Origin of the sequence: Raoultibacter massiliensis (assembly GCF_900199545.1) — a bacterium.
GTDB lineage: Bacteria > Actinomycetota > Coriobacteriia > Coriobacteriales > Eggerthellaceae > Raoultibacter > Raoultibacter massiliensis.
In genome coordinates, this window is record NZ_LT962671.1 from 1,851,044 (window position 1) to 1,864,563 (window position 13,520).

General features: G+C 59.2%; 11 protein-coding genes. 1 reads left to right on the forward strand and 10 read right to left on the reverse strand.

What is annotated here, in order from left to right; all coding sequences use genetic code 11:
* Window positions 1–263 precede the first annotated feature (263 nt).
* Window positions 264–1,307, forward strand: a complete 1,044-nt coding sequence (locus tag C1719_RS12165) for a hypothetical protein (RefSeq protein ID WP_102375357.1) — start codon at window positions 264–266, stop codon at window positions 1,305–1,307.
* Window positions 1,308–1,918: 611 nt separating this feature from the next.
* Here C1719_RS12165 and C1719_RS12170 read toward each other — a convergent pair.
* The 10 genes from C1719_RS12170 to C1719_RS12215 all read right to left on the reverse strand — a co-directional run bounded on the left by C1719_RS12170 (window position 1,919) and on the right by C1719_RS12215 (window position 13,503).
* A complete protein-coding gene (locus C1719_RS12170; protein ID WP_102375358.1) occupies window positions 1,919–2,461 on the reverse strand; it encodes an NYN domain-containing protein in 543 nt (180 codons plus the stop codon).
* 7 nt (window positions 2,462–2,468) lie between these two features.
* Window positions 2,469–3,218 (reverse strand): 23S rRNA (guanosine(2251)-2'-O)-methyltransferase RlmB, encoded by a 750-nt coding sequence (rlmB, locus tag C1719_RS12175; protein ID WP_102375359.1) that lies wholly within the window; start codon window positions 3,216–3,218, stop codon window positions 2,469–2,471.
* Between the two features lie 126 nt (window positions 3,219–3,344).
* Entirely contained in the window at window positions 3,345–5,081 is a 1,737-nt protein-coding gene (locus tag C1719_RS12180; RefSeq protein ID WP_102375360.1) for a sensor domain-containing diguanylate cyclase, read from the reverse strand.
* A gap of 136 nt (window positions 5,082–5,217) precedes the next feature.
* On the reverse strand, window positions 5,218–6,540 hold the full coding sequence (locus tag C1719_RS12185) for a lipase family protein (RefSeq protein WP_245874510.1): 1,323 nt from the start codon (window positions 6,538–6,540) through the stop codon (window positions 5,218–5,220).
* A 245-nt stretch (window positions 6,541–6,785) separates the two neighbouring features.
* Window positions 6,786–7,463: a TorD/DmsD family molecular chaperone gene (locus C1719_RS12190; protein ID WP_102375361.1), complete on the reverse strand. Its 678-nt coding sequence runs from the start codon at window positions 7,461–7,463 to the stop codon at window positions 6,786–6,788.
* Window positions 7,456–7,848, reverse strand: a complete 393-nt coding sequence (locus C1719_RS12195) for a DUF4405 domain-containing protein (protein ID WP_180963694.1) — start codon at window positions 7,846–7,848, stop codon at window positions 7,456–7,458. Before C1719_RS12195 ends, C1719_RS12190 begins: the two co-directional genes overlap by 8 nt.
* An 11-nt stretch (window positions 7,849–7,859) precedes the next feature.
* On the reverse strand, window positions 7,860–9,134 hold the full coding sequence (gene nrfD / locus C1719_RS12200) for an NrfD/PsrC family molybdoenzyme membrane anchor subunit (protein ID WP_102375362.1): 1,275 nt from the start codon (window positions 9,132–9,134) through the stop codon (window positions 7,860–7,862).
* Window positions 9,135–9,150: 16 nt separating this feature from the next.
* A complete protein-coding gene (locus C1719_RS12205; protein WP_102375363.1) occupies window positions 9,151–9,795 on the reverse strand; it encodes a 4Fe-4S dicluster domain-containing protein in 645 nt (214 codons plus the stop codon).
* Entirely contained in the window at window positions 9,792–12,206 is a 2,415-nt protein-coding gene (locus C1719_RS12210; RefSeq protein ID WP_102376062.1) for a molybdopterin-containing oxidoreductase family protein, read from the reverse strand. Before C1719_RS12210 ends, C1719_RS12205 begins: the two co-directional genes overlap by 4 nt.
* Window positions 12,207–12,516: 310 nt before the next feature.
* Window positions 12,517–13,503 carry a slipin family protein gene (locus tag C1719_RS12215; RefSeq protein WP_102375364.1) on the reverse strand — a complete coding sequence of 329 codons (987 nt, stop codon included), beginning with the start codon at window positions 13,501–13,503 and terminating at the stop codon, window positions 12,517–12,519.
* Between the last annotated feature and the right edge of the window lie 17 nt (window positions 13,504–13,520).

Below are 13,520 nucleotides of genomic sequence, written 5' to 3' on the forward strand. Positions count from 1 at the left end.
TGGTTCCTTCCGTGGTGTGTGGGCCATGATGATTCTCTTTCGTCGACGCATCCAACGGTACCGTTGCGGTGGCGGTTGCACCAGCAAGTCTGGTAAGCATTTTACGCAACCGCTGGTTGCAACCACGTGTGAAATGGGATTTCGCTTGAAAACAATCTTTTCTCAACTTCATACATTACCACGATGGCCCGATTCCGATTCGTGTAAGGAATCGGACAGATCGCGGCTCAACCGCGGTAAGGTCGACGTGATAAGCTCGTACCATGGGCATTTTCATCGGATACGAATCGGCTTTGGAGTTCTGGCGGTCGGAACATGCGGATGCAAGACCGTCGTTCTCGCGCGCCCTCCCCTCGCCGAAGCAAGCACCCGATCGCAAAGCCATCGGCCTTGCCGCCCTTCCCAGCTTCGGGATTTCGGGCAGCCCCATCCACCTCGTGGTAGCAAACGCAGCGGCAAGGAGCCAGTCGAAATTAGTGACCTGCCATACCGCCAGCGCGCTGCCCCCCGACGGATCCTTCCTCCGAATCAGCAGCAACGTGCTCGTCAGCTCTCCCAACTTGCTATTCCTTCAGATGGCTCGCCGTCTTCCCCTCGCAGAGCTCGTTCTCCTGGGCTACGAGCTCTGCGGCAGCTACGCCCCAAGCGAAACGGAAGATCGGGGGTTTCGCACGCGGCCTCCGCTTACAAGCGCACTTTCAATCCAGCGGTTCGTGGACAAGGCCGCGCCCCTCGCTGGCATCAAGGCGGCACGAAGGGCACTGCGCTTCGTGCAAGACAACTCCGCCTCGCCCATGGAATCGATTCAAGCCATGCTGCTTTGCCTCCCCCGTTCATTAGGGGGGCTCGGGGTGGGGCAAGCGGAGCTCAACGGAGCCATCGATCGCACAGCAACAGGCAAGCCCTTCCCATGCGGCGCATTTTACCGCGGAGACATGGTATGGCGCTCCCATAACCTCATCGTCGAATACGATAGCGACCTATGTCATTCGGGCTCCGAGCAGATCGCGCGGGATTCGAAGCGCAGGGCCGCCCTGCTCGCCGCCGGCTACACCGTCGTAACGGTAACGAAAGCTCAAGTGCTCGACGCACGAGAACTGGAAAAGGTTGCAAACCTGCTGATCAGAAAAATGGGCGGTAAAGTTCGCCGCCAACCGTACAACGCCCTCTCGAGACGATACGAATTGCGCAAGGCCCTCTTCGCATCTTTTTTGGCAGCGAGCTCACGAAACCCCGATTCGCCAACGAGCTTCGCGCAATCCGCAAATGCGCCGCCACACGAAAAGCAATCACGCCCTAACCCATAACCGCATACGGGGCCATCGTCCTGCACTTCTTCGACAAGATCCGACTCGACGGAAAGACGGCAGAGCCTTGAATCGCAAATCATGCGCCGCCAACTGCGCTGAGCTTTCAAAGTCCCCCTCGTGCAGAAAAGCAGGACCCGGGTGCAGATTATTTCGGTTTTGTACGCCGATTACCGCGCCATCGTGAGCAAAACTGTAATGACCTACTTTCCCATCAGGGCAAACGATCCCTCGCCGACGAGAAGGAAAGCGCATCTTCAGATTTTGGCACACAAAACCGAAATAATCTGCACCCAGGTCGCCCTTCTTTTCACGAGAGCAGTCAACCCGAACCCCACAAGTCGCTCGACCCCTGCGGCAAATGAAACTAGACGCGCAAGCAAAAGCGTTCGGGCAAGGGGGAGGCCGCCTCGACCTGCGTTACAGCGGACGAGAGCTCGGAGCAGCGGGCGGGCGAGGTCCTGGAGCGTCGGGCGAAGGCGGAGGACGAGCGAGGGCTTGGGGCCGCGGGCGGAGACGGGGGCCAGCGAGGGTTTGGAACCGCTGGCGGAGGCACCATCTAAGGCCGCACGCGAAGCGCCGGCCGAAGCCGCTCGGCGGCGCGGCTCGCGTTAGCGGCTCGCGGAATCCCTCAGGGCTTCGAGCTTGGCACGCACGGAGGGGTCAATGCGATCGGCGATCGTGTTCTTCCTGGACACGCGCGGGGTCGCATCGAGTTCGTTTTCAACAAGCAGGTTGCCCATCTCCCAGCTGAAGTCGTTCGCGCTCATCCGATCGACTCCCCCGCCGAACACCGTATCCTGAATCGTCGCATCGCTTGTGACCACGAGCGCCTCGACGCCGCGCTCGCGAGCATCGTGCGCAAGCTTTTCGATCACCTTGTCGGCCGATTGGCCCGAAGGCGAAAACATGATGCGCACGCCGCCGATCGACTCGGCCTCGCCCGTTGAGAACTTGTTCTTTGCACCGTCGAACACGATGACGGCTCCCCACTCGTGTCCCGCATAGCTCACCACGTCGTTGATGAGCGTCTCGCGGGCGCGGTTGAACGCATCGTCGGTGTAGTCGGGGCCGGCTATCCGCTTGTAGCGGCTGCCCGAGCGGAGTACGTTGTACCCGTCGATGATGAGGATTTTCCTACGCTTCTTTGCCATGATCGAACTACGCGCGGTTCTGACGCATCCACTCGTACATGCACGCGGTCGCAGCTTGCGCAACATTGAGGGATCCGACGTTGCCCGCCTGCGGCAGCTTCGTCAGGAAATCACACGTCTCCTGGGTGAGCCGCGCGAGGCCTTCGCCCTCGTTGCCCATCACAAGCGCAATCTTGCCTTTGAGATTGGAATCCCATACGACTTCCTTAGCATGCTCGCTTGCGCCGGCAACCCAATAGCCTTCCTTTTTGAGGCGCTCCATCACCTGAGCGATATTCGCGACTTGGCTCACGTTTATATGGCTGATGGCGCCCGCCGAGCTCTTGTAAGTTGCGGCGGTCACATGCGCGCTTCGCTTGTTGGGGATGACGATGCCGCTTGCACCCACCACCTCGGCCGATCGGGCGATGGCGCCCAGATTCCCCGCGTCGGTGATGTGGTCGAGCAGTATCACGAGTGCGGCGCCTCCGTGGTCGGCGGCATGCGCATCGGCCGCATCGAGAATGGTCTGCACGTTGCAGTACTCGAAGGGCTTCGTCTCGGCCATGACGCCCTGATGGCTGCCGCGCTCCGACTTGTCGTCGAGATCGCGGCGACGCACTGTTTTCACGGGAACGTCAACCTTCTTGGCTTTGCGCAGGATATCCTCCACGAGCCCGTCGCGAGTGAGGTTGTCGGCTATGAGAACCCGCTTGATGGGCACGTGCGTACGAAGCGCTTCGATAACCGGACGCTTGCCTTCGATGTAATCTGCCATGGTCGGTATTGCTCTTTCTCGGAAGTTTCGTTTGAATGAACCCATGGTACCAGAGACGAATTCCTCCCGGCAGATCGCCTCAAACCAGCAGAAAACGAGCAAGAGCGCCCGGCGGCCCGCCCGAACCTACTCGAAAAAGCAGATCCGATCCTTCCCCTCCCGTTTGGCGCGATACAGCGCGCGGTCGCCTGCGTCAAACAGCCGCTCGTAGGTTTCGCCATGCTCGCCGACCAAGGCCACCCCGACGCTCAAGGTGACGGCATGCGGCAAAGCGGATGCGCTCTCGACAGCGCCGACGAGACTCGATGCCGCCTCGCGCGCCTCTTCGCGATTCGAATGAGACAGAAAAGCCAGGAACTCGTCGCCTCCGACGCGAGCGGAAAATCCGCCAAGGCGCGAAAACGTTTCATGAATCGTCTTGGCAACATAGACGAGAAGATCGTCTCCCACAAGATGGCCCACCGTATCGTTGACCGCCTTGAAATCGTCGACGTCGATGACGAACAGCGCTCCTTTGCCCTCAGCGAGACAGCTCGGAAGCGATTGCTCCACCAAATCGACGGCCGAAACGTGGTTGTAGAGTTTCGTCAGCGGATCGCGTCGCGCCTGGTCTTCGAGCCTCGTGATGCGATCATGTTCATCGGTCACATCCTTCCAGCTGCCGATGGCTCGCACGGGTTTTCCCGCCTGATCGAAAATCATCGTCGCATGGAGGCGAACCCAACGCCATCCTTCGTAGTGATCGGGAAACGCATGGCGCAGCTCCACCGTCACCGACCCCTCGCTTTGCAGGGCTTCGTAAAGCCGCTTGACATCATCGCGATAGATGAGGTTTCCCGATTCGATTTCCTGGCGGTAGCCCGGGTAACGTCGCTCGCGCAGAGGCTCATCATCCAGAGCGCTAGACGGACGCTGATACTCGATGAGCGTATCCTGCTCGATATCGTATTCGAACATGACGTCGGTCACGCTGCGCATTGCGACGCGATACCGTTCCTGCTCGAGCCGAAGGTCTTCTTCGGCCTGCTTGCGCGACGTGATATCCATGAGCACGCTGCTGATTTTCCTCGATCCGTCGGCCAGCTGCACCTTGTGGCCCGCATCGAGCACCCAAGCCAACGTTCCGTCTTTACGGCGAACACGGTACTCGGTTTCATAGGAGGGCCCGTCCGCAAAGCATCGAGCGACGTCGTCTAGGGCGGATGCTAAATCGGGGGGATACACGGCCCCCACCGCCGTTCCGCCGCACATTTCCAGGAATTCCTCGACCGTATAGCCGAGAATGCGGGCAAGCCCCTCGTTCACGTAGGCGAAGGTGTAGAATTCGTCATCCTCGCTCACCTTGAGGCCACCGTTGATGTTCTCGGTGATGAGGTCGATCGTTTCGGTTTTTTCCCGAAGGAGCTGTTGCAGGTAGTCGTAGTTATGGGATCCCGCCTCGAAGGGAAAATACGATTCGCTTTTCATAGCCTGATAGGGATTCGAAACATGCACGTGGCATATTCTGAGCGATCCACCTGCATCAACGAGCTCGTAGCTGCACCGTTGGTGTTCCTCGAGCACCATCCCGGAACTCGGATCGGTGCGCACGCGGTAGCGCCCCATAACCGTGCAGGAACGCTCCTTCACGTTGATAAGCGAGTATTCCTCTTCGAACACCTCGCAAGAAGGAGCAAGGGGCGCACGCTCCGACATATATGATACGGCTTCTTCCGCCCGAGTGAAATACTCGACCTCCCCCGCACCGATCCAGCAGAAATCATCGGTAAAGCGCTCGGTCACCTTCTCGATGCCCGCACCTGCGTAGAACCGCCGAACCGTGTCGGAAACGAATTCGATGGCATTATCGAAAAGCGGGTTCACCCGTATACTCCTTGAGCCTGTGCCGATACGTAATCCGATGTGCGTTTGCGCGGGAAGATGCATTCGACCCCGCGCCTGCTGTGGTAAAAATAACCGTTTTGCTAATCGTTACGAGTATACCGCTTCGAATGCACGATTATCGTGAGAAAGAAAGCTTCTGGGGATCGATGCTCTGCATCCACGCAATGTAGGTATCGGGATAGTGGGCAGAAAGGGCCGTCGTCGGATCGAGCCCCGCAACCGTCTGGATCGCGCTCGCGATGCCGACGGGGCTCATGAGGGCTTCGAGCGAGGGTATGGCTTGGGCCACCTGAGCCCCGAATTCATCGAGCCGTTCAAGGTCTTCGGTGCCGCACGGGTTCTCGAAACCCGTGTTGCCGAGAAACGCCGCCTGCATGGCGCCATACGACGAGGAGAAGCCCTCGTCGGCGGGGTCGGGAAGCGCAACCGTTGTTCCGTAGTGACCGAATCCCCAGGAAAACGATGGGAGAGCAGGCACCACATCGGAGGGGTTCACGATGTTGAAGATGTTTCCGTACGCCGAGTTCGCACGTCCCTCCGCTTGCGTCGAACTCGGCGAAGCGAACGTGTACGTGAAAACCGAATCCGCAGAAGCGAGCGAAGCGTCGGTTTCGCTCCTGTCGTCGAGCTCGGCGGCGAGCAGATTCGCAATCGCGCCGCCCCGGCTATGCCCCGCAACGAGAATCTTCGTATGAGCGGGATCGGCTCCGATTTCATCGACATACGATTCAAGCGAATTCATGACCTCGCTTTCGGCCATCTTGAAGCCCCAGTGATCCGATCCCGCGCCCGCATCTCCAACTAGCTTGAAATTGCTGAGCCATTCGATTCCATAGCTTCCGCGAATGCCGACGAAAACGAGTGTTTGATCGGGCTGGACACCCTCGCCTGGGAGCGTTTTCGAGGCGAAGGCGTAGGCGGCGACGTCATGGGAACCCGCAAAAAACGCACCAACCTGATCGAGCGGATGGCTTCTCAGCGCATACGATTCGGTGCGCACGTTTTCGAACCCGAGCGCTCCAAGCGTTTTCTCGGCATAGGGAACCGCACCGTCTATGCTGCCGTAAAACTGCGATTCCGAATTGCACACCGCGCTCAGGATCGCGCAGGCCGTGGCAAGGCCGTGGTTGTATTCGTGCGAGCTGTTTGCAAACCAGGCATCGTCGAATGTGAGCGCCGTCGAGGTAAGCCCCGATTTGTTCTGGGCATCGTTTGCGGCAACCACTTCGCTGCAGTACGAGGCGAGCACCGTAGCCCTACCCCCCGCCTGCATCTGCTGTGCAGATTCCTCTTCGTATGCGTTCGCCTGGGGCACGGGCAAAAAACCGACGAGCGCCGCATTGTAGCGCATCTGCACGGAGAAGAGGGAGACGAGCGCAAGGCACAAGCAGGCAGTCGCCACGATGCGCGCAACCGCTCGCACACGTTCAATCGCCACTGGCCCACGCCCTTTCCCGTCGAATGGAGCACCGCCCTTCCGAACGTGCCCGCGTATTTCGGCATCCGAGGACAGGCGCTCTTTGCGTGCCTCTCATCCTTGGCTTTCGAGGCGAGCCCCGCACGGAACCCCCTCTGCCGAATTCGGCTTCCGTCAGTATAGGGGGTCGGCCCACCCGTCCCCCACGCAGCATTCGAACTGGGATAATATCTTCACTAATGTAAGGCTGGTGTAAGGTTCGGGGTTTAGGAGGAAACCGAGGAATCTCCGAGCACCTCAGCCAGAAGCTCGCCCGCGGCGCGGTAGAACGACTCGCGGGACTCCTCCGCGACGCGTTCGGCGAAGCGGGGCATCCAGGCGAGCGCATGCTCTTCGAGGAAGCGGGCGCGAGCGCCGGCCCAGCCGTCCTCGGGGACACGTACACCCTCGGGCGCCTCGGCGAGCCCCGTCTCGAGCATGCACAGGTACTGCAGGAACTCGAGTTCGGTGTCGGCGCGGTCCAAAGGCTCGTTGGTGCCCTCGGGGCGCCCCACCCCGCACGACTTCATGAAACGCTCGACCTCCATCGAGTGGGGATTCACGAACAGAAGCGCCTGCACCCCGTCGTCGGCGGCGCGCCACACGCCCTCGTAGGGGCTCACGGCCGGCTCGGGCGCGCCTACGAACAGGCGGGTCGCCTCGGCTCGCAGCGCATGAAGCAGCTCGTCAGCGTCGCGCCCCTCGTATCCGACGAGCCCTTCGCCCCACCCTTCGGGCAGCCCGAGCGCGAGGGCCTCCACCACTTCGCGGGCGGCGTCGGCCCACTCACCCGAAGCCACGGCCTCGGCAAGCTCGGGTCCCGGGTAGCGGAAGGTGAACGCGAGCAGCTCGTAAGCCGTCGCCTGGGTCTGCCAATCAATCGGGTTCGACTCGGTTTCAGTCATCGGTTCCTCCTGTATCGCCGCGCCTACCGTGCGCGGCTTCGTTTTGCTTCTTAACGAAATTGTACAGCCATTTCCAATGAACGACCACGTGAACGAGAAGCAACGCCAAAAGTGCTTTAGCCGAGATCGCGTGCAGGGGGTCCCAGAAGTAGTAGCCGTCGGCGTAGAGGCCGAGCGCGGGCAGCACCGCGCCCGATATCAGCAGCCCCGACACGGTCACGACCATGAAGGCGGCCAGGACGAGCGCGTCGAGCGCGAGGTTCGCGACGCGCGCGGGCGCGGGAGAGCTGAGAGCCGTGCGCACGGTGTCGGCGACCCAGCCGGCGTGCTGGACGGCGTGGACGAAGAACACAACGAACACGCCTATCCCGAGCCACTCGTGCACGGCGACGCCCGTCAGCGCGGGGGTCGCGGCCGCGAGGTAGACGGCCAGGGCGACGGCGTCGACGGCGAAGANTCCGTAGGCTTCAAAGGCAGGAACTTGAGGCCGAGGAGCAGGATGAGAGCGCCGAGGCCGAACACGCCGAGCGCGATCCCGAACTCGATCGGGGTCGGCCAGTAGACCATGCCCTGGTAGGCGCCCGCCATGCCGGACTCCCAGTTCGTGACCGTCATGGAGGTTACAGGACCGGGCAGATCGATGTTGACGACCTGGAAGCCGCCGACCAGAAGCTGGACGCGCTTGCAGAAGATCGCGACGATCACGGCGAGCGAAGCAACGACGATCAGCTCGTTCCTGCGCAGCGCGGGCACGAACGCCACGACCGCAGCGAATACGCAGAGCACGACCTCCGCCCAGAAGAACGGAGCGAGCGGACCGGAGGTGAGCATCGCGACCACTTCGGCGCCGGAACCTCCCGGGAAGCCCTCGGTGAGAAGGTCGCAGCCGAAGAAGTACAGGTCGACGAGGACGAACGCGCCGAGCATCTTGAGCATCTTCACGACGTTCGACTGGTCGAGTTCCATGTAGCCCGCGCGGCGCAGCGCGATCACCACGACGAGCACGAGCGCGGTGCCGCACACGAGCGCCGACGAGACGAACCAGGGCGCCATGAGCGCGGTGTGCCACATCTCGCGACCCGCATTCAGGGCGAAGATCCACGCCGTCACGCTGTGCACGAGCACGGCGGTAACGAGCGCGATGACCGAGACGACGCGGAGCGCCTTGGCGGACACCTTGCCCGCCTCGTGGCGAAGCGTCGCCCAGAGGTAGACGACCGACAGAACCAGGTAGGTCGCGATAACCGCGATGTCCCACATGAGCGGGGAGCTCAGGTTCGAGTATGCGAAGAGCTCCCACAGGCGCAGGGGCTGGCCGAGGTCTACGACCACGAAGCCGATGGCGAGCACCGTGCAGCAGATCGAGGTCCACACGGCCACCTTCGAGATGCCGCCGAAGCCCGGAAGCCCGAGCGCCTTGGGCACCGACGAGATGATGAGGCCGCCCGCGGACAGGCCCACGAGGAACATGAACATGGTGATGTAGAGCCCCCACGAGTCGAGGTTGCGCATGCCGGTCTGAACCATGCCGCCCGAAAGCTGCACTCCCCAGAGGACGAGCCCCGCGACGGTCACGATCGCCGCGATGACGATGGCGACGTTGATGCCCTTGCCCCCGAATTTGGCAGCAGGAGCCGATGACGGCCTTGCCGCCCCTATGTTCTCAGACATTGTGTTCTCCTTTTGGCTAGACGAGGTAGTAGACGGACGGGTTGGTGCCCTCGCTTGTCAGAAGCTGCTTATATTCCCGGGAGGCAATAAGCTTCGATACCTCCGATTCGGGGTCGTTGAGATCGCCGAAGTAGCGGATCCTAGCCGTACACGCCTCGACGCAAGCGGGCTGAAGACCCTTAGCAAGCCTATGCCAGCACATCGTGCACTTTTCGACCACATGCTTCTGGTGCGCGGGAACATCGGCATCGCCCATCGCATGATCGATGAAACTCCGCGGCTCCTCCCAGTTGAACGAGCGCACGCCCGTGTAGGGGCAGGCGGCCATGCACATGCGGCAGCCGATGCACTTGTCGTAATCCTGGCGCACGACGCCGGTCTCGGGATCCTTGTACGTTGCGCCTACAGGGCATACCTTCACGCAGGCGGGATTATCGCAATGCTGGCAGGCAACCGTAATGTAGTCCATCCTTAGCGTGGGATCCTCCCCCGACTTCGGATATTTTCCAGAAGGCGTATTCTGATTTACGCCGCCGTCCGTAAGAACCCTATTCCAGAAAATACCTCGGGGTACGTTGTTCTCCACTTTGCACGAAGTCATACACGCAGAGCATCCGACGCAGTTCTTTGCGTCGATGACAAAGCCAAGCCTCTCGCTCATCGGTTCTCGCCCTCCTCATTCCAGGGTCGGATGTCGCATATGCAGTCAGGAAAATTGTTGGCATGGGTCCATAAGCTGAAATCCGGATTAAGCAACTCGCTCCAGCTTCCTGCTTTATGCTGGCTAATTTGCCATCCTTTGGGATAAGCTACGGTTCCCGGGCGAATCCCCTCTGAATAGACGGCCCTGCCGACGGCATGGCCCCGGTCGTTGAACGCTTCGACGTAGCCGCCGTCCTCCACACCACGGGCTTGAGCGTCGATCGGGTTGACGTAAAGAATAGGCTCGGGATCGATTTCGTGCAGAATGCCAACGGTGAAATACTGGGAATGGACGCGAAAGCGACCGCGGAAACTCAAAAACGAGAGGGGATACTCTTTCATTCTTTCGTTCTCGTACCAATTTTCCGAAGGCTCTTCCCAGCGTATCATCAAATGCTCGCGCTGCACCTCTTCCTCCGTAGGAACCCTCGTGCCCACACGACCGAAATTCGCCTTAGGTGTCTCTGTATAGAACTCAGCCCTACCGGTAGCCGTGCCAAATTTTTCGGGGTATGCAATGTGCGTTTCCTTGGGAGCCCAACGAAGAAAGCCCTTTTCTTTCAAATTCTCCCAAGAGTATCCCATCTCCAAATTAGACGGAACCTCGAAAAGACGCCTGCAAAGCTCTTCGTCATCTTCTTCAAAGTAGCCGCCCAATCCCATCTTGTCCGCAATAATGCGCACAATGTCGCAGTCCGACTTTGCCTCAAAAGGAGGATCAATCGCCTTCTCGTTATAGCTCATGCTAAACGTACAGCTCGCAGTAGTAAAATCTTCGCACTCGAAATGCTGTGCCGCAGGCAGTACCAAATCGGCAAATCGCGCCGTGTCGGTCATCGCCGAATCGGCCACGACAATGTAATCCAAGCTGGGGAATATGATATCCCTCCAATCGCTTACATTAGGCGCCGTGTTCACGGGATTGGCAAAGTAAAAATACGCCATCTTTACCGGGAAATCTTGACCCATCAGTTTGCTTCCCTGAGCAATGTTTACCCAATCGATTGTCGAAAACGACATCGTCGTGTTAGCAACTGGAGACCCATACGTGTAGTCGTATCCCATGTAAAATGACCACAACATCCCATAGGTCGAGCCAGGTTTTCCGTAGTTTCCGCACAGAAAGCTCGTCATGAACCCCGCCGCCGCCATCTGCGCTCCATTTTGGTAGTTCAACGGACCGTATCCAAGAATGGCATACACCGAACCAGACAAATAATAATCAACCAACTCATTAATTGTTTCTACGGGAATATCCGTCTTTTCGGACACGATCTCAGGCGTCCATTCGGCAATAATATCCATTTGAAGCTTCAATGCGGTAGAGCACTTTACCCCATCGACAACATACTCGGCAAACAACTCCGGTTTGGCAGCCTCATCGGCGGCTTTAAGGCTATCGCCCTCAAGAACAAGGCAATTTCCAGCATCGTCGCGCAAAAACGCCCCGTCGTCTTCGCGTACAAGAAATGGAGCGACCGTGCGATTGGCCATGAATTCCTCGTCTATGGCGCCTCTTTCCATCATGATATTCATCATGCCGAAATAGAGCAGGGTATCCGATCCAGGCCGAATGGATATCCAGCGATCAGCCTTCGATGCGATGACGGTGTAGCTTGGGTCGACGACAACGATTTTCGTTCCATTGGCTTGCGCTTTTTTCAAATGATGCCAGTGGTGGACCTGGGCATCAGTGATATTCGCACCATAGACAATAATAGTGTCGGCGTTCACGGCATCCGTGAGCTCATTTGCATCATTGCCATCTCCGATAATCTTTCCAGCGTAGCCAATAGCGATGTCATTGCAGGGCTGTGCCGTCGAAACACCGAGTAAACACTTCAGACGATTATACATAGCGGTCACCGCAGTACCGTAGTTGCCCGTCAAGCTGCAAAAAGCAACCGCCTGCTTTCCGTATTTGTCTTGGGTTTCGGTAATTTTGGTCGCAATCTCATCGATCGCCTCATCCCACGAAACCCTCTCCCATTCCCCTGCTCCGCGATCAGTACCCTCCACTCGGCGCATGGGGTATTTGAGGCGTTCCTCGTTATAGATGCGCTCAACATGAGTAAGGCCGCGCTGGCAAATGCGTGAATACTCCGGGAACTCGGGCAACTCGCGCTTTGATGTCTTCACAACCTTACCATCGCGAACGTGTACGTTTATGTTGCAGTAGCCGAAGCAATTAGGGCGGCAAACGCAACGAGCGAGGTGCTCGCCCTCAGCTTCAACCTGCCCTGGGTTATATTCAGCTAAAGCGGTCATCGAGCCCGCACCTGTTAGCGCGGCTGCTCCCGTCACTGCAGCCGTTGTCCTGAGAAAGCTTCTACGAGTGAGCCCGCCCTGCGGGCTGTTCGCTCCTGACATTTCTCCTCCTAAATACTCGTCAAGACATCCCCTCGCATTGCCCATGCTTTCCGAGCGATTGCAACCTTTCGGGACATCCCCACTGTTTCCATGTCAGAATCGGCCGATTCTTTCTTGTCATAGTCTGCCATACGTCACTATGATTATCAATAGAATTGTATGACAGACTATGACAAGAGTTATTCTATTTTGTAGATAATAGGAATTTACCTGCGGTTTTGTGTTTTCGCTTTGAAACGACCGCTATGACAGGCGTATGACAGAGACTCTCTTTGCAAGACGAACGAGGGCATAGCGGAGCACCCCTGCCCTACTCGCCCCGCACGGCGCGCTCGACGGCCTCAGCGGCCTTCTCGCCCGAATCGCTCGTGAAACCCTCGGAGAACGCGCTCGGGATGACGAGCGTGCCGCCCGACTTCTTCACGCTCTCGTAAGCGAGGTGCATGGTGCGCAGCTTCATCGCCTCGGGGTTGTCCTTGTACGCCTCCGACGCGTCGGCGAGCATGTCGGAGATGTCCTTCTCGGCTTCGGCGAGCACCATGCGCGCGTTCTTCTCGCGCTCGGCGATGGCTTCAAGCGACATGGCTTCCTGCAGCTCTTTGGGAACCACGATGTCGCGGACTTCCACGTCGATGATGTCGATGCCCCACGGGCTCAGCTTCTCCTCGATGGCCACCTTCAGCTCCTCGTCGAGCTGATCGCGGCGCATGGCCACCTCGGCCACCGTCGCGCGGCCGATCGCCTTGCGCATGGCGGTCTGAGCGACCCACGCCACAGCCGCCGAATAATCCTCGACCTCAACCGTCGCCTTCTTAGGGCTGAACACCATCCAGAACAGCACCGCATCCACGTTGATGGGAACCAGATCGCTCGTCAGAGTTTCTTCGGCGCCGAAGTACGTGGCCGATACGCGCTGATCGATTCGCAGCGTATAGAACTCGATGATAGGCCAGGTGAACACGATGCCTGGCCCCGCCACGCGGTTGAACTTGCCGAACCGAAGCACGACTGCCTTCTCCCATTCGAGCACGATGTGAACCGAGTTCGCAGCAAGCCACCCAACGACCACGGCAACGATGAGCGCCGCAAGGCTCACCCCGCCCAAACCGTACTCCGCAATCGCGAGCACAATGCCGAACGCCGCCAGGAACACGACGATCGCGAACACGACCGCCCCGTTGCGCGACGCCTTCCGCTTACCCGTTTCGAACCGCGGATCGCTTACCGCGGAGCCCCGCGCGCCTGCGATCGGGGGTTCCTGCACGATATCGGTGTCGTAATGCTTTCTGCGATGCATCGTCTGCCTCCTTCACG